Origin of the sequence: Sphingomonas echinoides (assembly GCF_029623395.1) — a bacterium.
Taxonomy (GTDB): domain Bacteria; phylum Pseudomonadota; class Alphaproteobacteria; order Sphingomonadales; family Sphingomonadaceae; genus Sphingomonas; species Sphingomonas echinoides_A.
Genome location: NZ_JAPYKK010000040.1, coordinates 13,757 through 35,052 on the forward strand (window position 1 = coordinate 13,757; position 21,296 = coordinate 35,052).

At 67.3% G+C, this 21,296-nt stretch carries 24 protein-coding genes and 1 pseudogene; 15 read left to right on the top strand and 10 right to left on the bottom strand.

Annotated elements, in window-relative coordinates:
* The first annotated feature begins 17 nt into the window (after positions 1 to 17).
* The 3 genes from QBJ92_RS17795 to QBJ92_RS17805 are packed head-to-tail and all read left to right on the top strand — an operon-like array spanning position 18 to position 1,760.
* Entirely contained in the window at positions 18 to 911 is an 894-nt protein-coding gene (locus QBJ92_RS17795) for a DMT family transporter (RefSeq protein ID WP_277971029.1), read from the top strand.
* Entirely contained in the window at positions 908 to 1,387 is a 480-nt protein-coding gene (locus tag QBJ92_RS17800; protein WP_277971030.1) for a GNAT family N-acetyltransferase, read from the top strand. The genes QBJ92_RS17795 and QBJ92_RS17800 overlap by 4 nt, the downstream gene beginning before the upstream one ends.
* Positions 1,388 to 1,403: 16 nt before the next feature.
* Positions 1,404 to 1,760, top strand: coding sequence for a TfoX/Sxy family protein (locus QBJ92_RS17805; RefSeq protein WP_277971031.1), 357 nt, complete (start codon positions 1,404 to 1,406; stop codon positions 1,758 to 1,760).
* Positions 1,761 to 1,824: 64 nt separating this feature from the next.
* On the opposite strand, the gene QBJ92_RS17810 is transcribed toward QBJ92_RS17805, so the two are convergent.
* From QBJ92_RS17810 to QBJ92_RS17825, 4 genes are all read right to left on the bottom strand, one after another.
* Positions 1,825 to 2,562 carry a hypothetical protein gene (locus QBJ92_RS17810; RefSeq protein ID WP_277971032.1) on the bottom strand — a complete coding sequence of 246 codons (738 nt, stop codon included), beginning with the start codon at positions 2,560 to 2,562 and terminating at the stop codon, positions 1,825 to 1,827.
* An 84-nt stretch (positions 2,563 to 2,646) separates the two neighbouring features.
* Complete coding sequence (locus QBJ92_RS17815) at positions 2,647 to 4,098, bottom strand: ATP-binding protein (protein ID WP_277971033.1); 1,452 nt, start codon at positions 4,096 to 4,098, stop codon at positions 2,647 to 2,649.
* A 117-nt stretch (positions 4,099 to 4,215) separates the two neighbouring features.
* Positions 4,216 to 5,304, bottom strand: coding sequence for a mechanosensitive ion channel family protein (locus tag QBJ92_RS17820; protein ID WP_431358432.1), 1,089 nt, complete (start codon positions 5,302 to 5,304; stop codon positions 4,216 to 4,218).
* A gap of 88 nt (positions 5,305 to 5,392) precedes the next feature.
* A complete protein-coding gene (locus tag QBJ92_RS17825; RefSeq protein WP_277971035.1) occupies positions 5,393 to 5,632 on the bottom strand; it encodes a hypothetical protein in 240 nt (79 codons plus the stop codon).
* 150 nt (positions 5,633 to 5,782) lie between these two features.
* On the opposite strand from QBJ92_RS17825, the gene QBJ92_RS17830 reads away from it, so the two are divergent.
* The 4 genes from QBJ92_RS17830 (at position 5,783) to QBJ92_RS17845 (ending at position 8,522) form a co-directional block, all read left to right on the top strand.
* Positions 5,783 to 6,217 (top strand): TIGR01244 family sulfur transferase, encoded by a 435-nt coding sequence (locus tag QBJ92_RS17830; RefSeq protein WP_277971036.1) that lies wholly within the window; start codon positions 5,783 to 5,785, stop codon positions 6,215 to 6,217.
* A 19-nt stretch (positions 6,218 to 6,236) separates the two neighbouring features.
* Complete coding sequence (locus QBJ92_RS17835; protein WP_277971037.1) at positions 6,237 to 6,632, top strand: hypothetical protein; 396 nt, start codon at positions 6,237 to 6,239, stop codon at positions 6,630 to 6,632.
* Positions 6,633 to 6,738: 106 nt separating this feature from the next.
* Complete coding sequence (locus QBJ92_RS17840) at positions 6,739 to 8,325, top strand: GMC family oxidoreductase (RefSeq protein WP_277971038.1); 1,587 nt, start codon at positions 6,739 to 6,741, stop codon at positions 8,323 to 8,325.
* Between the two features lie 17 nt (positions 8,326 to 8,342).
* A complete protein-coding gene (locus QBJ92_RS17845; RefSeq protein WP_277971039.1) occupies positions 8,343 to 8,522 on the top strand; it encodes a hypothetical protein in 180 nt (59 codons plus the stop codon).
* 222 nt (positions 8,523 to 8,744) lie between these two features.
* Here the strand turns inward: QBJ92_RS17845 and recQ are convergent, their stop codons facing one another.
* The 3 genes from recQ to QBJ92_RS17860 are packed head-to-tail and all read right to left on the bottom strand — an operon-like array spanning position 8,745 to position 11,069.
* A complete protein-coding gene (gene recQ, locus QBJ92_RS17850; RefSeq protein ID WP_277971040.1) occupies positions 8,745 to 10,511 on the bottom strand; it encodes a DNA helicase RecQ in 1,767 nt (588 codons plus the stop codon).
* Positions 10,504 to 10,839: a type II toxin-antitoxin system PemK/MazF family toxin gene (locus tag QBJ92_RS17855; RefSeq protein ID WP_277971041.1), complete on the bottom strand. Its 336-nt coding sequence runs from the start codon at positions 10,837 to 10,839 to the stop codon at positions 10,504 to 10,506. Before QBJ92_RS17855 ends, recQ begins: the two co-directional genes overlap by 8 nt.
* Entirely contained in the window at positions 10,836 to 11,069 is a 234-nt protein-coding gene (locus QBJ92_RS17860) for an antitoxin MazE-like protein (RefSeq protein WP_277971042.1), read from the bottom strand. The genes QBJ92_RS17855 and QBJ92_RS17860 overlap by 4 nt, the downstream gene beginning before the upstream one ends.
* Before the next feature lie 128 nt (positions 11,070 to 11,197).
* Here QBJ92_RS17860 and QBJ92_RS17865 point away from each other — a divergent pair, with 128 nt between their 5' ends.
* Entirely contained in the window at positions 11,198 to 11,467 is a 270-nt protein-coding gene (locus QBJ92_RS17865) for a GNAT family N-acetyltransferase (RefSeq protein WP_277971043.1), read from the top strand.
* Between the two features lie 36 nt (positions 11,468 to 11,503).
* Here the strand turns inward: QBJ92_RS17865 and QBJ92_RS17870 are convergent, their stop codons facing one another.
* The gene (locus QBJ92_RS17870) at positions 11,504 to 13,333 is read right to left on the bottom strand and encodes an ABCB family ABC transporter ATP-binding protein/permease (RefSeq protein ID WP_277971044.1); all 1,830 of its coding nucleotides are present in this window, start codon (positions 13,331 to 13,333) and stop codon (positions 11,504 to 11,506) included.
* A 94-nt stretch (positions 13,334 to 13,427) separates the two neighbouring features.
* Between QBJ92_RS17870 and QBJ92_RS17875 the strand changes: the two genes are divergently transcribed.
* From QBJ92_RS17875 to QBJ92_RS17885, 3 genes are all read left to right on the top strand, one after another.
* On the top strand, positions 13,428 to 13,661 hold the full coding sequence (locus QBJ92_RS17875) for a hypothetical protein (protein ID WP_277971045.1): 234 nt from the start codon (positions 13,428 to 13,430) through the stop codon (positions 13,659 to 13,661).
* Positions 13,662 to 13,731: 70 nt separating this feature from the next.
* Positions 13,732 to 16,479, top strand: coding sequence for an ATP-dependent DNA helicase (locus QBJ92_RS17880; protein ID WP_277971046.1), 2,748 nt, complete (start codon positions 13,732 to 13,734; stop codon positions 16,477 to 16,479).
* Positions 16,476 to 17,012: a SixA phosphatase family protein gene (locus tag QBJ92_RS17885; RefSeq protein WP_277971047.1), complete on the top strand. Its 537-nt coding sequence runs from the start codon at positions 16,476 to 16,478 to the stop codon at positions 17,010 to 17,012. Before QBJ92_RS17880 ends, QBJ92_RS17885 begins: the two co-directional genes overlap by 4 nt.
* Before the next feature lie 67 nt (positions 17,013 to 17,079).
* Here the strand turns inward: QBJ92_RS17885 and QBJ92_RS17890 are convergent, their stop codons facing one another.
* Positions 17,080 to 17,613 carry a YceD family protein gene (locus tag QBJ92_RS17890; protein WP_277971048.1) on the bottom strand — a complete coding sequence of 178 codons (534 nt, stop codon included), beginning with the start codon at positions 17,611 to 17,613 and terminating at the stop codon, positions 17,080 to 17,082.
* Positions 17,610 to 18,125 carry a ubiquinol-cytochrome C chaperone family protein gene (locus QBJ92_RS17895; RefSeq protein ID WP_277971049.1) on the bottom strand — a complete coding sequence of 172 codons (516 nt, stop codon included), beginning with the start codon at positions 18,123 to 18,125 and terminating at the stop codon, positions 17,610 to 17,612. The genes QBJ92_RS17890 and QBJ92_RS17895 overlap by 4 nt, the downstream gene beginning before the upstream one ends.
* A gap of 129 nt (positions 18,126 to 18,254) precedes the next feature.
* Here QBJ92_RS17895 and QBJ92_RS17900 point away from each other — a divergent pair, with 129 nt between their 5' ends.
* The 4 genes and pseudogenes from QBJ92_RS17900 to QBJ92_RS17915 form a co-directional block, all read left to right on the top strand.
* Positions 18,255 to 18,767 carry an outer membrane protein assembly factor BamE gene (locus QBJ92_RS17900; RefSeq protein WP_277971050.1) on the top strand — a complete coding sequence of 171 codons (513 nt, stop codon included), beginning with the start codon at positions 18,255 to 18,257 and terminating at the stop codon, positions 18,765 to 18,767.
* 136 nt (positions 18,768 to 18,903) lie between these two features.
* Entirely contained in the window at positions 18,904 to 19,410 is a 507-nt protein-coding gene (locus QBJ92_RS17905) for an RcnB family protein (RefSeq protein ID WP_277971051.1), read from the top strand.
* A gap of 212 nt (positions 19,411 to 19,622) precedes the next feature.
* Entirely contained in the window at positions 19,623 to 21,011 is a 1,389-nt protein-coding gene (locus tag QBJ92_RS17910) for a glycosyl transferase family protein (protein WP_277971052.1), read from the top strand.
* Positions 21,008 to 21,296: pseudogene (locus QBJ92_RS17915) on the top strand (hypothetical protein); the annotation flags it as partial. The gene QBJ92_RS17910 and the pseudogene QBJ92_RS17915, both read left to right, overlap by 4 nt.

The window sequence follows — 21,296 nt, forward strand, 5'->3', positions numbered from 1 at the left end:
CCCGCTATGGGGCAGCGATGCGGCCTGTTTCCTCATCGTTGGCCTTCTCCGTCGCCGCGATGGGCATTGCGACCTATTCGGCGATGGACGTCCTGATGAAGGGCCTCAGCATCACCAGCGGCGCGTATAGCGCGGTGCTGTGGCGCTCGTTCGTCGGAGTGATGCTGCTTGGTACGGTGTTCCTGCTCAAGCGGCGGGCCTTCCCGGGGCGGGCGGCGTTGAAACTCCATGCGCTGCGCGGGGCGACCGGGGGGATCTCGGTGCTGCTGTTCTTCTGGGGGCTGGTGCGCGTGCCGATGGCGCAGGGCGTCGCGCTGACCTTTCTCGCACCGTTGATCGCTTTGTTCTTCGCCGCGGTGCTGCTCGGCGAGACGATCCGGCGTGCGGCGATCCTCGGCTCGGTGATCGCGAGCCTGGGCGTGATCGCGATCGCGGCGGGGGAAGTGCAGGCGCATGCCTCGACCGCCCATGTGCTCGGCTCGCTCGCGATCTTCGCGGCGTCGATCTTCTACGCCTATTCGCTGATCCTGCTGCGGCAACAGGCGCAGGTCGCCGATCCGCTCGAGGTCGCCTTGTTCACCAGCATCGTGCTCACCGGACTGTTGCTGGTCGGCGCCTGGTGGTTCGCCGCGGTCCCGAGCGTGGCGCAACTCCCCGCAATCGGCGGGGCGGCGGTGCTCGGGTCGATCTCGGCAATCGCGTTGGCGTGGGCGTACAGCCATGCCGAGGCGCAGGTGCTCGCGCCGGTCGAATATACCGCGTTCGTCTGGGCGGGGCTGTTCGGCTGGTGGGTGTTCGACGAACGCGTCTCGCTCTACACGCTAGCAGGCGCGGCCCTCATCATCGCGGGCTGCATCTTCGCCATTCGCGGCACCGCCGCACCTGCCCCCCAGACCGAGGCCGCCGCATGATCAAAATCCGCCCCGCCACCGCCGACGATGTCGCGCTGATCCTGCATTTCGTCCGCGAACTCGCTGAGTTCGAGCGCGCATCGGACAAGGTCGTCGCGACCGAGCCGTTGCTTCACGACGCACTGTTCGGGGCGCATCCGGCGGCGGAGGCGGCGATCGCGTCGCTCGACGGGAAGCCGGTGGGAATGGCGCTGTTCTTCCACAATTTCTCGACCTGGACCGGGTGGCGCGGGCTGTATCTCGAGGATCTCTACGTCACGCCGGAAGCGCGCGGCAGCGGAGTCGGCAAGGCGCTGCTCCAGCATCTCGCGGCGCTGGCGGTCGAGCGTGGCTGCACGCGGTTCGAATGGTCGGTGCTCGACTGGAACGAGAAGGCGATCGCCTTCTACCGCTCGGTCGGCGCGCTGCCGATGGAGGAATGGACCGTGTACCGCGTCACCGGCGATGCATTGGCCAAGCTGGCGGACAAGAGCTGATGGTCGGTGGGGCCTGATGGCGGTCGATCCGGGATTGCTCGCATGGGTCGAGGAAACGCTCGCGCCGGTGGGGAACATGACCAAGCGCGCGATGATGGGCGGCGCGACGCTCTATCTCGACGGTACGATCTTCGCGATCGTCGGGGATGACCTGTTGTGGTTCAAGGCGGATGCGGAAAGCGATGCGACCTGGGATGCCGCCGGTTGCGTGCGCTTCACCTACGAAATGGGCGAAGGGCGGACGGGCTCGATGAATTACCGCCGCGCGCCGGATGACGTGTATGACGATGCGGATGCGTTGCGCGAATGGGCGATGCTTGGCGTCGCCGCGGGGGCGCGGGCGCCGGTCAAGCGAAAGAAGCCGAAAAACTAACGCCGTGCCCGAGCGACCGAGATAACGCGCCCCTCACCCCTCTCCGGTGCAGCACCGCAGGTCCTCAGTTGTCCTTCACCCCGACCGTCAGATCGAAGCGGATCTTGACCCACGCGCCGATCATCGGCTTCCCCCCGATCCGCGGCGGGCGCACGCGGAACTGCCACGACGCCAGGCGCAACGCGCGCGACAGGCCCGATCCCGGCGGGGATTCGCCCAGCGAGCGGCAATTCTCGACATGGTAATCCTCGATCGTCTTGCACGCGATCAGCCCCCAGCCGGTCTGCACCCCGGCGGGCAGATAGGTTGCGAGTTCGGCATGGGTCGGTTCGCGATACCATTCCGCATTGTAGAGAGTCGCACCGCCCGGCCCCTCACCCGGACCATAGGCCGCGACGCTGTCCTTGCCCTTGCCTTCCGAATCGCCTTCGCCCTGATGCGACGGGATCTTGCCGATGTCGGACGCGGCGAATTCGTCGCGGCTGAGTTCGATGAACTTGGGCCGCACCGGCGTCACCACCGGCGGCGGCGCGACCGGCGGGGGTGGCGCGGGCGAGGTCGTGGTGGTGGCGGTGCGTTCCTTGGTCGGCTTGCGCGTCGGCTGGGTCGGCTTGGGGGTCAGCGATGGCGCATCCGGCGGGACCTCGAACGTCTTGAGCTCGCGCTGCGGCTTGGGCGGCGTGAACACGCCCGTCCCGAGCTGCAGCAACAGCAACGCAACCAGTCCCTCGACGACCAGCGCGAGGATGATCCCGCGCGCGCGTCCGCGATCATTGGAAGAACGATAAGTCGAGGATGCCATCAAGTCGGTGCCCAGAGCGCGTCCCCGCGCGCTGCACGATAATCGGGGCGATTCAAAGGCCCGACATGCGGCATGACGACGATTTCATCCCGCATCGGCAGGCTGAGTCGTCCAGCCGAGCGTCGGAATCGTCACCGATCGCTTGCCCGCGAGATCGATCCGCGTGACGAACAGATTGCGCCCCTCGATATAGGTGAGCACGCGCCGCGCACGCCCCAGCGAGCTGGTGCCATAGGTCTGCGCGATCTCGGCATCGCTCGGGCACGGCAACCCTTCGCGCGCGGCCTTGGCCACGAGCAGGAAGGCGCCGAGCATCTCGTCGGGCAGTTCGTGCGCGGTCGCGATCGCTTCCGCCCAGTCGCCGTCGAGCCCGTCGAGAATGCCGGCGCGGGCCGCAGCGAGCCGCCGCGCGAAGCCCGACGGGTCGAGCGGCGCGGGCGAGACCCCGACCATCCGGCAGCGGACCTGGAAATCCTGGTACAGGATCGCCGCGGGGCGCGCGGTCGAATCCGGGTCCTCCACGATCGCGGAGAGCACGTCGCGGACGACTCCAGCGAGTTCCTCCTCGGTGTGGCGCGGCACCTCGGGGACGGGATCGGGCGTCGAGTCCGCTTCGATCCGGTCGATCACCTTCGCGGCGGGCGCGGGGCGCGGCGGGGGCGCTGGCATCGGCATCGGTTCCTCGAGTCCGAGCAACAATTGCTGTTTCATCTCGCCGGTCGGTGCATCGGGGAGCGGCGTCAGCACCGGCCCGCCACCGCGCGACCCGGTCTCGACCGAGCCGACCTTGATCGACACCGGACGGCGGCTGACCGCTGGCCCGAGCGCGAGGAAGGTACCGCGGGGCAAATCGCGGATCTGTTCGGCCTGGCGCCGCTCCATCCCCAGCAGATCGGCCGCGCGCGCCATGTCGATGTCGAGGAAGGTGCGCCCCATCAGGAAGTTGGAGGCTTCCGCCGCGACGTTCTTGGCGAGCTTCGCCAGCCGCTGAGTCGCGATGATCCCGGCGAGGCCGCGCTTGCGACCGCGGCACATCAGGTTGGTCATCGCGCCGAGCGACGCGCGGCGGACTTCCTCGCTGACTTCCGCGCCCATCGACGGCGCGAACACCTGTGCCTCGTCGACCACGACGAGCGCGGGGAACCAGTGCTCGCGCGGCGCATCAAACAAGGCGGAGAGGAAGGCGGCGGCGCAGCGCATCTGCCCTTCCATCTCGAGTCCCTCGAGATCGAGCACCACCGACGAGCGATGTTCGCGGATTCGCGTGCCGAAGCGCGCGATCTCGCCGACCGAATAGTCCGCCGCCGAAATCGCGATATGCCCGTAGACGTCGGCGAGCGTGACGAAATCGCCCTCGGGATCGATGATGATCTGCTGGACCTGGCCCGCGCTGCGTTCGAGCAGCCGGCGCAGCAGATGCGACTTTCCCGAGCCGGAATTGCCCTGGACCAGCAGTCGCGTCGCCAGCAATTCCTCGAGATCGATCGGCACCGGCCGCCCGCCCGTGTCGAGCCCCATGTCGACTTGAAATGTCATGCAGGTCCAATGGCCGATGCCGGGGGGCATGGGCAAGCGTGGTGAAGGGGGGCGAGCGGATCAAATTCCGATCACCGCTCGATCCCGTCTGTACGCGAAAATTACGTCGCGCGAAAGCTACGGCTGGCTGTCGGTCACGGCGGTGTGCCCGAACCCGTCCGCCTGAACCCGCCGCCGCACGATCGCCTCGGGCATTTCGGTTGCGATGTAGCGCATCAACCCTTCGCGAATGTCGCAGCGCAGGTCGAACGCGATCGACGCGTCCTGCGCGGTTGCAAGCACGCGCACTTGCAGCGCCTCGACCGTCGTGTCGGTCACCTGGAGGTTCCAGAAGCGCTTGTCCCAGCGCGGATTGTCCTGGACGATCAGCCCGGCGCGTTCGCGCAGCCGCGCGATGTCGGCGGAGGGATCGACATAGAGGAACACCGATCCCAGCAATTGCGCGTTCGACCGCGTCCAGTTCTGGAAACTGTCCTCGAGGAATTTGCTCACCGGCACGACTAGCCGCCGCTCGTCCCAGATCCGCACCACGACATAGGTCAGCCGGATTTCCTCGATCCGCCCCCATTCGCCCTCGATGATGACGACGTCGTCGAGCCGGATCGGTTCGGTGAACGCAAGCTGGAACCCCGCGATCAGGTTCTTGAGCGCAGGCTGCGCCGCCGCACCGACCGCCAGACCGGCAAGACCTGCGGACGCCATCAGCGTCACGCCCACCGCACGGATCGCCGGGATGCTGAGCAACATCATGCACAATGTGATGAAAACGACGCAGATGATCGCGATCCGTGTGAGGATCGCATAGCGCGTGCGCTTGCGCCGCGCCTTGAGATTGTCCGCGACGCTGACGTCGTAGCGCAGATCGACGATGTCGTTGACCGCCCGGATCGTCGCGATCACCATCCAGCCGACTAGCGCGGGAATGACGAACCCGGCGATCTGCTGTCCCAGCGCCGCCTGATGCGCGGGCAGGTCGATCGCACGCCCCGCCATGCTCAGCGCGATCGCCACGAAGATCCAGCGCAGCGGCGCGGCGATGCGCGCGACCACGACGTTGTCGGCACGGGTCGGCGTCCGCTCGGTAAACCGGCGGAGCGCAAGCATCGCGACGCGGTAGGACAGCAGCGCGATCGCAACCGCGACCGCGAAGGTCAGCGCAGCGACGAGCCGCTGCTCCCACAAATGCGACAATCCCAGGTCGCCGATCACAAAATCTCCGCTGATCGAGGCAATGCTGCGCTGCCGCAACGCCGCTCTAACGGATCAACGCGAGCGCGCGTTCCGACGTCGTGGCTCAGATCCAGCTTCGGCCGTCCGCGCCGCCGCAGCCGAGCGGCGGCAGCTGGCCCGGGAAACGCGCGTGCAGCTTGGCGCAGCCCCAGTGACGCAGCGGTGCCGGGGCGTAACCATTCAGCGCAATGCCGACTTCGTCATACGGCGAGCCCGCATAAGCGACGTACATGTACCAGCGACTGCCGAACATCACGACGATCGCAACTGCAATGACGACCAGAACTTGCAGTAGTTTCTTCATGATATTCCTCAGTGTGTCCGTGGCGGGTGGCCATGGCTGCGATTGACCCGCTCCGCAACCGATATTGATTTAAATCAATATTTTCGGTGATTGCCGTGGGAGAGAGTACCAAGGCTTTCACCTCCGCAGTCGCACGGTATAAGGGCGCCCATGACCACGCTTCGCACCATCGACGGCAGCATTGCCGTCGCCCCGCAGATCGCCCCCGATTCCATCGCCGAACTCGCTGCGGCGGGCTTTACCGATATCGTCAACAATCGTCCCGACGGCGAGGATTTCGGCCAGCCGAGCGGCGACGAAATCGCCGCCGCCGCCGCCGCCGCGGGCATGACCTATACCGCGATCCCGGTGACGCAGGCGGGTTTCTCACACCCGCAGATCGACGCGATGGCGGCGGTGCTGGACAAGGCGAAGGGGCCGGTGCTCGCTTATTGCCGCTCTGGCACGCGCTCCTGCAACCTGTGGGCACTCGCCGCAGTCAAGGCGGGGGCGCACCCCGACACTGCCATGGCGAAGGCGGCGGCGGCTGGCTACGATCTCACCGGTCTGCGCCCGTTGCTCGACGCGGTGTCGACCCCGCAGTGACGCAGACCGGCGCGCGCCAATGCCGCTGAGTTGGGACGTGATCGGTTATGGCCTCGCCGGTCTGATCGGTCTTGCGCTGGTGGCGCGCTGGCTGCGGCTGGCGGAAAGCCGGATCGGCGACGCGGCGCAAGCGCGCGAGATGGCAGAGAATTTGCTCGCAGGGTTCGTCGCGCATGGCGCGGTGGTCGGCACCGACGGCAATGCGGCGCTGATCGCGGGCAGCGGTGCGGTCGCGATGCTCAAGCGACAGGGCACGAAAGTCGCCGCCCGGCGGTTGCTCCCGCCGATCGCGCTTAGCCAGGACGTCGAGGGCGTGCGGGTCGAGACCGGCGAGCGGATGTTCGGTGGCGTGCTGCTGTTCGGCGTGACCGCGGACGAAGTCCGCGCGCTCGAAGCCACGCTGACCTTTCACTGATACCGCGCCACCGGGCCACTGGCGGGCGACCGGGGTTCGTGCCAAGTTCCGCACTCAAGGCACGCTGGCAGCATAGCCACGGCCGTGGAGCGCGAGAGGATAGGCCGTGGAAGAAGTCGACATCGTCGTCATCGGGGGAGGATCTGGCGGTGCCGCTGCGGCGGGGAGGCTGAGCGAAGGCGGCAAATTCTCGGTCGCGGTGCTCGAGGCCGGGGGGCGCAACACCGGACTGCGCACGCGGATCCCCGCAATGCTCGCGTTCCAGACCCCCAAGACCAACTGGAATTACGAAACCGTCCCGCAAGCCGGGCTCAACGGCCGGCGCGGGCACCAGCCGCGCGGCAAGGGGCTGGGCGGGTCGAGCGCGATCAACGCGATGATCTATATTCGCGGCAACAAATGGGATTACGACAATTGGGCCGCGCTGGGCTGCACCGGCTGGTCGTATGACGACGTGCTCCCGTGGTTCCGCCGCAGCGAGCATAACGAACGCGGCGACGACGCCTTTCACGGCGGTGACGGGCCGCTGTGGGTGAGCGAGCAGCATCACGCCAATCCCGGCAGCCGTGATTTCGTCGCGGCGGGCGAAAGCCTGCAGATCCCGCACAACGACGATTTCAACGGCGCGCGGCAGGAAGGGATCGGGCTGTATCAGGTGACACAACGGAACGGCGAACGCTGGACCTCGGCGCGCGCCTATCTCGGTGACCGGCCGACGCGGCACAATCTCTCGGTGCTGACTGGCGTCACTGTCGAGCGCGTCCTGTTCGACGGCGGGCGCGCGAGCGGAGTCGCCTATTTCCAGGACGGTCAGGCACGCCAGATCCGCGCGCGGCGCGCGGTGATCCTGGCGGGTGGCGTGTTCGGGACCGCACAATTGCTGCAATTGTCGGGGATCGGCCCGGCGGCGCATCTGCGCGACCACGGGATCGCGGTGCGGGTCGATCGGCCTGCGGTCGGGTCCAATCTGCAGGACCACATCGACTATGTGGCGTCGTTCGAGACTCCGGGAACCCAATTCGTCGGCAGTTCGATGAAAGGCACGATGGCGCTGGCGGGGGGCATGATCCAATGGCTGCGCAAGCGGCAGGGGATGATGACGACCCCGTTCGCCGAGGCCGGCGCGTTCCTGAAAGTGATGCCGGATGCCCCTGCCCCCGACGTCCAGCTCCATTTCGTCGTCGCCGCGCTGGAGGATCATGGCCGGACCAAGGTGCCGGGGCACGGTTATTCCTGCCATGTCTGCGTGCTCCGCCCCGAAAGCCACGGGACGGTGCGGCTCGGCTCGACCGATGCGCGAGAGGCGCCGCTGATCGACCCGGCCTTCCTCACCGACCCGCGCGACATGGCGGTGATGAAGGCGGGCGTCCGCGCGATGTACCGGATTCTCGAACAGCCGCCGCTCAGCGATCATCAGGGCCGCGATCGGCACCCGGTCGATCTGTCCGACGAAGCGGCGCTGGAAGATCTGATCCGGTCGCGCGCGGATACGGTCTATCACCCGGTCGGGACCGCACGAATGGGGTCGGACGACGCCGCGGTGTGCGATCCTCAGCTGCGAGTGCGTGGCGTGGAGGGACTGTATGTCGCGGATGCGTCGGTCATGCCCAAGCTCGTCTCGGGCAACACCAACGCGCCATCGATCATGATCGGGGAACGGTGTGCCGATTTCGTGGCGACCGATCTGCGCTGACCGCCTAGGCGCTCCGGATGGAACGCAAGGACTGGACGAGGATCGGGGTGGCGGCGGTGGTGGTGCTGGTGCCGGGCGGGTTTGCGCTGGGGGCGGTGCTCGCTGCGCGGCGCTATCGCGCGGCACGGGCGTCGAAGGTGGGCGAGGAGTCGGATTACCGGGATGATCGTGAGGATGACCGCGGGGAGCGCGTTTGACGCATCCGTTGCTACCGTGAGTCCGTGGGTGTGCCGGACCGCGCCTGAAAAGCTGCCGTCATGCTGAACTTGTTTCAGCATCCACCGTGCAACGGGCATAATCCGGATCTGCGGAGGGCCGGCTCCTGAAACGCGTTCAGGATGACGGACAGTTTTGCGGACCTGTCGCCTGCGCACGAATGACGGAGAGTGGGTGACAAGCGGGGTACGGCAGTCGGCATCCTAGAACCGCCGCACCACCGCCAGAAACGCCTCGCCATAGGCCTCGAGCTTGCGCGCGCCCACGCCGGTGATCCGCCCCATCGCCGCCAGCGACGCCGGGCGCAGGGTTGCCATTTCGCGCAGCACCGAATCGTGGAAGATCACATAGGGCGGCACGCTCGCCTCGAGCGCGAGTTCGCGGCGCCGGGTCCGGAGCGCCTCGAACAGCGGATCACCGCTTGGGTTCGCCGCCGCCCCCGCCCCCCCACGCGTCCGGCGCGTGCGCTTGGGCGGGACGATCAGGTCGACGCGGTCGTTTTCCTTGAGGATTCCGCGCGCGCCGGGGCCGAACTCGAGCCCGCCGAAATCGTTCGCGCGGAGCGCATCGCGGAGCAGCAAAGCGCGCCCGACCGGTTTGATCAGCGCAGCCTCCTCCGGCGACGACGCGATCCCGAACACACCGAGCGCTTCATGCCCGTTCATCAGGCTGCGCTCGCTCGACTGGCCCATCAGGACCTGTTCGATATAGCCAGCGCCAAAGCTCTGCCCTGTGCGAAAGACCGCGGAGAGGAACTTCCTCGCCACCTCCGTCGCATCGACGCTGGCGGGAGGGGTGATGCAATTGTCGCAATTCCCGCAGTTTTCGGGGCTGTCGTCGCCGAAATGCTTGAGCAGGATGCGGCGCCGGCAGCCCGCGGTCTCCGCTAGCGCGCCAAGCGCCGCCAGCCGCTGTCGCTCGCCCGGCTGGCGCGCTGGTTCGACCTCGCCGATCCGTTGACGCGCGCGGGCGAAATCCTCGGCGCCCCAGAAGAGATGCGCGACCGCCGGGTCGCCATCGCGGCCCGCGCGGCCGGTTTCCTGGTAATACGCCTCGATCGACTTGGGCAGACCAGCATGCGCGACGAAGCGGACGTCGGGCTTGTCGATTCCCATTCCGAACGCGACCGTCGCGCACATCACCATATCCTCGGACGCGACGAAATCGGCCTGGTTGCGCGCGCGCACCGACGGGTCGAGCCCGGCATGATAGGCGCGCGTCGGGCGGCCGGTCTTGGCGAGCGCCTCGGCCATCTTCTCGGTGCCCGCGCGGCTCTGGACGTAGACGATCCCCGCGCCGGGGGTTTCCGCGATCAGGTCGGCGATCTGGCGGGTGGCATTGTCCTTGGGGCTGATGCGATACTGGATGTTGGGGCGGTCGAAGCCTGCGACGATCATCCCGTCATGCGGGATGCCGAGCTGGTCGAGGATGTCGGCGCGGGTATGCGCGTCGGCGGTCGCTGTGAGCGCGAGCCTTGGCACGTCCGGGAAAGCGTCGAGCAGCGGGCGGAGCAGGCGGTAATCGGGGCGGAAGTCGTGTCCCCATTCGGACACGCAATGCGCCTCGTCGATCGCGAACAGCGCGAGCGGGGCTTGCCCCAGCAGATCGCGGAAACTCTGGCTCGAGGCGCGTTCGGGCGCGACATAGAGCAGGTCAAGGTCGCCGCGGCGGAAGCGTGCGATCGTCTCCATCTGGTCGGTGTCGACCGAGGTCAGCGTCGCCGCGCTGATCCCGATCGCGGTCGCCGCGCGGAGCTGGTCATGCATCAGCGCGATCAGCGGGGAAACGACGACGCAGGTCCCCTCGAGCGCGACCGCGGGAAGCTGATAGCACAGCGACTTGCCCGCGCCGGTCGGCATCACCGCAAGCGTGTTCTCACCCGCAAGGACGCGCTCGACCACCGTTCCCTGGACGCCGCGGAACGCCGGAAAACCGAAGGTGGATTGCAGGATTGGGAGAGGGTCAACCACGGTCTAGGCCAAGAAAAAGGATGATGGCGTGATCGACACGGCGCATCAGCGGCTCTTCAAGCTTGCCGACGTGCTTGTCCAGCTTTTCGCGGCGAACCGTCACCAGTTCGTGAACGGTGACATAGGATTGCACCCGCAGACCGTTGTCCAAGGTAGGGGCGACGGGGACACTGATCGACAGCTGGCTAGCGCGCGCGTCGCTTGTAATCAGCGCAAGGACGACCGTCGAGATCCCCAGATAAGCGGTGTCCTGGACGATCAGTGCCGGACGCGGTTTGCCAGCGAAACCCGATCCGCCGGCGACGGTGACGATGTCGCCGCGAATCACGGTGTGCCGCCTGGACCCCAGTCATAGTCCGCCTCAGGCCAATGCTGGATCGCTTCGATGAGAGCGACCGTATCGGCCTCGCGTTGCATCGCGTTGATGACGGCCGTGTCCCTAGCAACGCTTTCCTGAAACGCCGCGCTGCCCCGATCTGGCAGCCACAGCGTCCGCGCCCGCAGCCCCTGCGCGCGCAACGCAGCGCGGCGTTTGGCGACGCGTTCGGCGCTGGTCATCGGTCGTTCCATGCCCATTGCGGTGGTCCTCGAAAGGTGTCGTTACATGTAACGCTGGTGGGGTGGGCTCACAAGGTTTTCACGAAACGTTCTTGAACAAGCCGGGGCCGCACAGCACATGCGGGGATATGGAACGCGTTACCGACAACAAGGCCGAGGCCGAATTCGAACTGATCGTCAGCGGACAACGCGCGGTCGCGGCGTATCAGCTGGAGGGTGACACGATCGTCTTTACGCATACGATCGTGCCGCGCGCGATCGAGGGCCGCGGGGTGGCATCGAAGCTGATCCGCGCCGCACTCGATTCAGCGCGCGACCGCGGGTTGAAGGTCATTTCGCAATGCCCGTTCGTGACGGCGTATATCGAAAAGCATCCGGAATATCGCGCGCTGCTATAGTGGCTTGGGGGAAGGTGAGCACCGGCCCCCAAAACCCTATTCCGCCGCGAGTGTCTCCTCCGCGCGCTCCTGCGCCTGGCGGTTCCACATCTCGGCATACAGGCCGTCCTTGCGCAGCAACGCCGCGTGGCTCCCGCGCTCGACTACTTGCCCCGCCTCGAGCACAACGATCTCGTCCGCATGGACCACCGTCGACAGCCGGTGCGCAATCACGATCGTCGTGCGCCCGCGCTCGATGGCTTGCAACGTATCGAGGATCTCGCCCTCGGTGCGGCTGTCGAGTGCGCTAGTCGCTTCGTCGAGGATCAGGATCGGCGGGTTCTTGAGCAACGTCCGCGCGATCGCAACGCGCTGCTTCTCGCCCCCCGACAGTTTCAGCCCGCGTTCGCCGACGCGGGTGGCGTAGCCGTCGGGCTGGCGCTCGATGAACCCCGCGATCGCCGCCCCGCGCGCAGCGTTCTCGATCTCGGATTCGCCGGCACCCTCGCGGCCATAAGCGATGTTGTAGCCGATCGTGTCATTGAACAGCACCGTGTCCTGCGGCACGATCCCGATCGACGAGCGCAGGCTCGCTTGCGTCACCTGCGCGATGTCCTGCCCGTCGACCGTGATCCGCCCGCCGGTCAGATCGTAGAAACGGTAGAGCAGCCGCGCGAGCGTCGACTTGCCCGCGCCCGACGGCCCGACCACCGCGAGCGTCTTGCCCGCCGGAATATCGAGGTCGATCCCCTTGAGGATCGGCATCCCGTCGTCATAGCCGAAGCGCACGCCCTCGAACCGGACATGCCCGCGCGCGATGCTCAGCGGTTTGGCGCCGGGCACGTCGACCACTTCGGAAGGCGTATCGATCAGGTCGAACATCGCGCCCATGTCGATCACGCCCTGCCGGATCGTGCGATACACCATGCCGAGCAGGTCGAGTGGGCGAAACAGCTGTGCGAGGAGCGTCGAGACGAGCACGACATTGCCCGCGGTGAAGCGCCCTTCGCTCCAGCCATAGACGACCAGCGCCATCCCGCCCGCCATCATCAGATTGGTGATCAACGCCTGTCCGATGTTGAGCCACGCGAGTGAATTCTCGGACACAACCGCGGCACTGGCATAGGCCGACATCGCTGCATCGTAGCGTTTGCCCTCGCGCTCTTCCGCACCGAAATATTTCACCGTCTCGAAATTGAGCAGCGAATCCACGGCATGGCTGACCGCGCCGGTGTCGAGGTCGTTCATCCGTGTGCGCAGCGCCGCGCGCCAGTCGGTCACCCAGCGCGTGAAGACGATGTACACGGCGACCATCACCAACGTGCCCGCGACCAGCCCGAACCCGAACTTGGTCCAGAAGATCCCGAGCACTAGCGCGAGTTCGAGCACGGTCGGGGCGATGTTGAACAGCAGGAAATAGAGCATCGTGTCGATGCTCTTGGTCCCGCGCTCGACCACCTTGGTGACCGCGCCCGTGCGGCGTTCGAGATGAAAGCGCAGCGACAATTGGTGGAGGTGCCGGAACACACCCGCCGCCAAACGCCGCGTCGCATCCTGCCCGACGCGTTCGAACACCGCGTTGCGTAAGTTGTCGAACACGACCGACCCGAACCGCGCCGCGGCATAGCCGATCACCAGCAGGAAGATCAGCGAGACGACCGAGCGGCTTTGCGGTCCGCTTGCCATTCCATCGATCGCGCCCTGCAAGGCGAACGGCGCGCCGTAGACCTGCACCAGCTTGGACGCCACAACGAGCAGCATCGCACCGACGATTCGCAGCCGCAGCGCGGGCGCATCGGCGGGCCAGAGATACGGCAGGAAGCGCCGCAGCGTCGGGAGCATCGGGCGCTCGGGCGCGGTCGAAGTGGTTGCGAGATCAGGTGGCATCGACAGCGCATGTAGGCCTAGTCAAGCCGGATCGAAAGCGGCTGGTGGAACAAGCAGCGCGGCTCGTCGGTTTTATCGCCGAACGGAGACGATGATGGACCCGCTTTTCTACGTCATGGCGATCATGGGCTGCGGTGATGGCAGCATGGCTTGCCAACAGGCACGCGTTGAGCAGGTCCAGTATCGCTCGATCGCGCAATGTCAGGCCGCGATGCCCGCCGCGCTCGCGCGGAATGCGGACATTGATTATCCGGTGGTCAGCGCCTCCTGCCGCGCGAATGGTGCGCGACTGGCACAGGCCAAGCCGGTCCGCCCGCATCAGGGGTGAAGCGCGCAAACACGCGTAACTGTCCCCTTCTGGCGTTGCCATTCCGTTCCGTTCCCGCGATATCGGGCGGGTGACCGTTCTTCCCTATCCCGCGCTGCACGCGAGCCACAGCGGCATATGGATCGCGGACGCCAACGGCACACGACCGATTGGTCGGGGCGAAGCGATCCGCATTGCCGCCGACACACCCGTCATCCTGCTCAACGCCGCGCTGATCGGCCAACGGCTGGGTTATGCAGATCTGTCCGGGCTAGATCTGCTCGAACTGTTTGCGTTCCTGTGCCCTGCCCGCTTCATGGTGCCGACGCCACGCGGGCTGGCGCGGGTCGCGGGGATCACAGCGCCCGAGGAAGACAGTGCAATTGCGCCGTTCCTGCGCGACGCGACTGCCGCTTTGCTCGCGATGATTGAGAGCAACGACTGGCCTGAGCGCGAAGGCGCGTGGACCGCCGCGCAATCGCTATTTCGGCTGCGCTGGACCTGGGCGCCACTGCTGGTCGACCGGTTGCCCAAGCCCAAGGTGGCCGAACGCTGGCTTTACACCAAGCTGCCCGAATGGTCCGAGGGTGCCCCCCGCCCCGCGCCCCGCACGGTATCGCTCGACGCCGACCGCACGCAGGAACGGCTTGCCGCGTTGACTGGCAGCACCGCCGAGCAGCGCCCCGGCCAGCGTGCCTATGCGCAGGCCGCGCGCGAGGCGTTCGGGCCGCGGATGACGCAAGGCGCGCCCAACATGGTCCTCGCGGAAGCAGGCACCGGGATCGGCAAGACGCTCGGCTATCTCGCGCCCGCATCGCTGTGGGCGGAGCAAGCTGGCGGGGCGGTGTGGGTGTCGACCTTCACGAAAGCGCTGCAACGACAATTGGGGCAGGAAAGCGCGCGACTGTTCCCCGACGCCACCGTCCGCAAGGCCAAGGTCGTCACGCGCAAGGGGCGCGAGAATTACCTCTGCCTGCTCAATCTGGAAGACGCGTTGCAGGGCGGGTTCGCCGGGCGCGCGGCGATCCTCGCGCAACTGGTCGCGCGCTGGGCGGCGTTTACGGCGGACGGGGACATGGTCGGCGGGGATTTGCCCGGCTGGCTGACCACGCTGTTCCGCCGCAACGGATCGACCGCTTTGACCGACCGGCGCGGCGAGTGCGTCTATGCCGGTTGCCCGCATTACCGGAAATGCTTCATCGAACGCGCCGCGCGCGCGAGTGCAGACGCTGATCTCGTCATCGCCAATCACGCGCTCGTGATGGTCAATGCCGCGCGCGGGCGCGAGCAGACGACTCGCCCGACGCGCTATGTGTTCGACGAGGGACACCATATCTTCGACGCCGCCGATGCGATGTTCTCGACCGCGCTGACCGGCGCCGAGACGATCGAGCTGCGCCGCTGGGTGATCGGCCCCGAATCGGGCGGGCGCGGGCGGCGGCGTGGGCTTGCCGCGCGGCTTTCAGACGTGGCGAGCTACGACGAGGCGGGCGGGCGCGCGATCACGGATGCGGTCGTCGCGGCGCATGCGCTGGCGAGCGACGGCTGGCTGCAAAGGCTGGGCGAGGGTGCGCCGTTCGGACCGGTCGAGGCGCTGCTCGCGGCGGTGCGCGGGCTGACCTATGCGCGTGCCGAAACGGAGGGCGATGCGGGCTATGGCCTGGAGACCGAACTCGCCGAACCCGACTCGACGCTGATCGAAGCCGCCGCGCCCGCCGCTGAAGCGCTCGATGCGCTGGTACGCCCGCTGGTCGCGCTTGGGCGGCGGCTGGAGGCGGTGCTTGAGGAGGGCCCAGACTGGATGGACGGTCCCGCCCGCGCGCGGATCGAGGGCGCGGTCGCGTCGGTCGCGTGGCGCGCGGATACGGTTGCGGCGTGGCTGTCGCTGCTGACACGGATCGGTGGGCCGGCGTCGCCCGATTTCGTCGACTGGATGGCGGTCGATCGAGTCGAGGGGCGCGATTACGACGTCGGGCTGCATCGGCACTGGCTCGACCCGACCCGGCCGTTTGCCGAGACGGTGCTCAAGCAGGCGCACGGCGTGCTGGTGACGTCCGCGACGCTGCGCGGCGGTGACGCAGGCTCCGACGAAGGCTGGGATGTCGCCGAGGCACGCACCGGCGCGAATCACCTGCTGCGCGGCGCGAGCCGGTTCGCCGCGCTGTCGCCGTTCGATTACGCAAACCAGGCCGAGGTGCTGATCGTCACCGACGTCAAGCGCGGCGACATGGCGGCGCTCGCCAACGCCTATGCGCGGCTGGGGCTGGCAAGCGGTGGCGGGATGCTCGGGCTCTTTACCGCGATCCGACGGTTGCGCGGGGTCCATGCGCGGATCGCCGACCGCTTGGCGCGCGAAGGGCTGCCGCTCTACGCGCAGCATGTCGACCCGATCGACACCGGCACGCTGGTCGACATCTTCCGCGACGATCCGGCAGCGTCGCTGCTCGGCACCGACGCCTTGCGCGACGGGGTCGACGTGCCGGGACGCTCGCTGCGGATGGTCGTGCTGGAAGGCGTGCCATGGCCCAAGCCGACCGTGCTCCACGCCGCACGCCGGATGGCGGCGACCGGCGATGGCGGGGGCAAAGGCTATGACGACCGGATCGTCCGCGCGCGGATGGCGCAGGCGTTCGGGCGGCTGATCCGGCGTGCGGACGACCACGGGATGTTCGTATTGCTGTCCTCGGCAATGCCGTCGCGATTGCTCACTGCCTTCCCATCCGGCGTCACGATCACGCGCGTTACGCTGGATGAAGCGGTTGCACGCGCGGCGGCGCTTCCCTCGCCCGTGCAAACGGGGCAAGGGGCTCGCGCAACCGCCAACGGAGAAGTCCCGTGAAGACGCTGACGCTGCTGCGCCATGCCAAGTCGGGCTGGGATGACCCGGCGCTGCGCGATTTCGATCGGGCGCTCAACGCCAAGGGAAAGCGCGCCGCCGCGATGATGGGGACGCACTTGCGCAGCGGGGGTCTGGCGTTCGACCATGTCGTCGCCTCGCCCGCCGCGCGCGTGGTCGAGACGCTCGCAGGGGTGGAAAGCGGTTATGGCCGGACGTTGGCGCCGGTGTGGGACCGGCGGATCTATCTCGCCTCGGCGGTGACGCTGCTCGATCTGGTGCATGAGGTGCCTGCCGCGACCGAGCGGCTGCTGCTGGTCGGGCACAATCCGGGGCTCGAGGATTTGGCGCTGTGGCTCGTGCCGATCTCGGAAGATCCGCTGCGGATGGCGCTCGAATCGAAATATCCGACCGCAACGCTGGCCGAGATGACGTTCGCGGGGGATTGGGCCGATCTCAAGCCGGGGGCGGCGCAATTGACGAAGTTCGTGCGGCCCCGCGATCTCGATGCGAGCTTGGGGCCGGACGAGGATTAAAGGCGGCGTTTGAAGACGGCGATCCATTCCCGTGGCCGTTGCTCTCCCCCCACGGCACCCCCATCCGTTACGACCGGTCGAGCCGCTTCTCCAGCGCCGCCTTCAATCCAGCGAGCGCGCCCGCGGGCTTGGCCTCTTCCTCGCTGATTACTCCTGCTGCCTTGAGCGCCGCCGCTGCGTTCGGTCCGCGCGGAAACGGATCGAGCGACAGCGCCATCGTCTCCGCCGCCGCCTCGCCGAGATCGACCGCCGCGCCGTCGAACACCATGGTGTCGAGCGCTTCGGGATCCAGTTCGATTTCCTCGGCATCGGGTTCGTGATCGACGAAGCGCAGCGCGACCGGTTCGGAAACGGTCACGGACAACGCATCATCGGTAACCGAGCACGCCTGCACCACGGCGGCATCCACCGTCCCGCGTGCGACGATTCCGGCCGCATCACGACGGACCGCGAAGCGCGCCTCGAGCCGGTCGACCGAAATCAGGTCGAAGCGCTTGGCGAGCGCCACGCGCTCGGCGTCGGTCGCGATGACCGTGATCGTCCGCTCCCCCTCACCGATCGTGTCGATGCGTTCGAGCCGGGAAAATTCGGGGGCAGTCATGCGATGTCTCCCGCAAGGATCGAGGGGGTGGGCAAGGCGGCAAGGCGAGCATCGAACGCGAACAGCGCGGCTTGCGCATGCGCGAGGGCGGCAGGGGACGGCGGGCCTGCCCGGTACAGATTGCGTTCCAGCGCCGGTCCTAGGTCGCGCGCGGCCAACCCGTCGCGATACGCGCCCAAGCGTCCGCCGAGCATCCCCATCATCTTGCCGATATGCTTGCCCACGCCGATGTCGCCGACTCCCGATTCGCGGAGCTGACCGTCCATGTCGCTGACGAATCGTTCTGTCAGTCGCGCGCTTGCGGCGGCAGCGACCGGATCGCGCTCCAGCCGCAACAGCACGAGCGACAGCACCGCCGCGATCATGTCGAAGCGCCCGTCGATCGTGTCGGGCACACCCCCCGCTTCATACCAATGCGGCAGCCGCGCTTTCGCCACGACGGAATCATACAAGGCCAGCGCGACATCGTCCTCGCGGCGCCCGAACAGTCTCGATAACAAGCTCAAACGCATATCCTCTCGCGGTTGCCCAAGGCCTGCCCTTGTTTGGCCGCGTTTCCCGGCATATTGAGGCATCGCGTCCGGGATGCAATGGAATGGCGTGCCCTGCCTTGGGGTGTCCGCGCCCGTGTGGAGAAGTCGATGAGCCTTAAGTCCGTCCGCCAGCTGACGGCCGCCGTCCTCGCCGCCACCATTGTCGTGGGGGGGAGCGCCTGCGTTCCGCTGAAATCGCACCAGGGCTATGTGATCGATCCCGATCTGGTCAATTCGGTCCAGGCCGGCACCGACAACCGCCAGTCTGTGCTCGCGGTGCTCGGCAAGCCCAGCTTCACCAGCCAGTTCAACGAAGGCGACTGGTATTACATCAGCCGCGAAGCGCGCAATTACGCGTTCAACAACCCTAAGGTGCGCGATCAGGTCACCATCCGCATCAGCTTCGACCAGAAGGGCGTCGTTTCGGCAGTGCGTCGCTCAGGCGTTGAGCAGGTTGCCAGCATCAGCCCGTCGACACGGATCACGCCTACGCTCGGCAAGAAGCGCAGCTTCTTCGACGAACTGTTCGGCAATATCGGCACGGTCGGCGCGATCGGCGGCGGTGGCGGCGGCGGTGGCCCACGCGGTTCGAGCGGGCCGAACGGCAGTGGCGCCCCGTAGTCCCCGGTTACATTCTGATACAACCCTGTCGGTCGGCTGACGGCAGCGTTCGCGGACGGTTCAGTTCGCGCATGGCATACCCCCTTCATCGTCCGGTGCTTCCAGCAGGCACCGGATCGTATCGGAGGAGATCATCATGCGTACTCTCATCGCCACTATGTTGCTTGCTGCGACGCTGACGCCGGTCGCCGCGCAGGCGCAATCGAACCAGGAACTGCGCCGCGACCGTCAGGAAATCCGCGAGGAGCAGCGGGATCTGCGGCAGGCTTATCGCAGCGGTGACCCGCGCGCGATCCGCGACCAGCGCCACGACGTCCGCGAAGCCCGCCAGGAATTCCGCGAGGATCTGCGCGATCGTGACCGTGCCTGGGCGCGCAACGACTGGCGCGGCTGGCGGGATCGTAACCCCAATGCCTATGCCCGCGGCAATTGGAACGCGCCGTTCCGTTACACCGCGTTCCGCCCGGGCCTGCGGATCGGCCAGCCCTATTACAGCAGCCGCTACGTCATCGCCGATCCGTGGCGCTACCACCTTCCGCGCGCCCGCCCGGGTCAGCAGTGGGTCCGGCATTATAACGACGTGATCCTCGTCGACACCCGCCGCGGCTATGTGGTCGACGTCAACCGCGGCTTCTACCGCTAAACCCCGTTTCGTCGCGTGGCACCGGCCGTCTTCCGCTATCGCGGGGGGCGGCCGGTCTGCCGTTTGCGGCAGCCCTCTTAGTGGTATCGGCCGGCCGCCTCCGTCAAACCGGGTATATAATCGGACAGTCCGTTTCGTAATCGTAACGATATGTCGCCTGTCGCATGCTGTTCCGTGGTTAGATGCGCCCAAACTGAGTCGGGGGGCTTGGCATGGGGATGGAGTGGGCATCGATTGCGATCGATGCGATCGCGCGCGAGACGATGCTGTTCGCCGGGATCGGTTTCCTCATTGGCGGCCTGGACGATCTCGCGATCGATCTGACATGGATCGTGTTGCGCCTCTCGCGCCGCGCCCCGCCCGTTCCACCAGAACTCGCAGCGTATCGGCCGAGCCCCGAACGTCGGCTCGCGATCTTCATCGCGGCGTGGGACGAATCGCCGGTCATCGGTGCGATGCTGCGCACCGCGCTCGCCAGCTTCGATCATGGCGACTACCGCCTCTATGTCGGCACCTACCCGAACGATCGTGCGACGATCGACGCCGTCGCGGCGGTTGCGCGGACCGACGCACGCGTCCGGCTGGTGATCGGGGATCGTGCGGGGCCGACGACCAAGGCGGATTGCCTCAACGCGGTGTGGCGCGCGCTGTGTCGCGATGAAGCGCTGGACGGTGTTTCCGTCGCGGCAGTCGTGCTGCATGATGCCGAGGACATGGTTCACGCGGGGGAGTTGCGCGTGTTCGATGCGCTGATCGGGCGGTTCAGCGCCGTCCAGCTCCCGGTACTGCCGCTGGTGCAACGCGGCGCGCGGTTGATTTCTGGCCATTATGCGGACGAATTTGCCGAAGCGCACGGCAAGCTGATGGTCGTTCGCCAGACGCTCGGTGCGGGCATGCCGCTCGCCGGGGTGGGCTGTGCGATCGAGCGCGCGATGCTCGGGCGGATCGCCGACGCGCGCGGTGGCAGTCCGTTCGACGCGGCGTCGCTGACCGAGGATTACGAACTCGGGCTGCAGATCGCCATGTTGGGCGGGCGCGGGACCTTCGCCTGGGTTCGCGCGTCCGATCGTGGCCCGCCCGTCGCGGTGCGAGCGTATTTTCCGGCGACGATCTCCGGCGCGGTGCGCCAGAAAGCGCGCTGGATGACCGGGATCGCGCTCGCGGGCTGGGATCGCCTCGGTTGGGGCGCGCCGCTCGACTGGCGTGACCACTGGATGCGGATGCGCGACCGGCGGGCGCCGCTCGCGGTGGTAGTGATGGCGGTGGCCTACCTTGCGTTGCTCGCCTGGGTCGGGATGCACGCCGTTCACTGGATCGCCCGCACCGCGCCGCCCGCCATGCCTGCGGCGTCCGAAGCATTGCTGTCGGTCAACGCGCTGCTGCTGCTGTGGCGGATCGTCACGCGCGCGGTGTTTACCGGGAACGCCTATGGCTGGCGCGAGGCATGCTGGTCGCTACCGCGCATGATCGTCGGCAATGTGATCGCGCTGCTCGCCGCGCGCCGTGCGGTGTGGGCCTATGTCGGGTCGCTGCGCGGGATTGCGCTGCGCTGGGACAAGACCGCGCATGTCTTTCCGGATGTTCCCGGCCTGCATCCGTGATTGCCGTACGGCGGGCGGGTCGCGGCCGCCCACTGCGGTTCCTCGCGGCCATTGCGACGGGCTGGATTTCGCTGCGCGCGGCATTGCTTTGGCCCGAAGTCGCCATTCCCACGGCCGGTCCGATCGTCGACCCGATCCGCTCGCTGATCGCTGCGGCACAGGCGACCACCGCCCCAACTGCGTCGCCGCGTCCGCGCCCGCACGAACACGGTACACGGTCGGGTAAGCGCGCCATCCCGGAACCGCCCCTGCCCCATCCCGACGATGGCATCGTCCGGCGCGCTT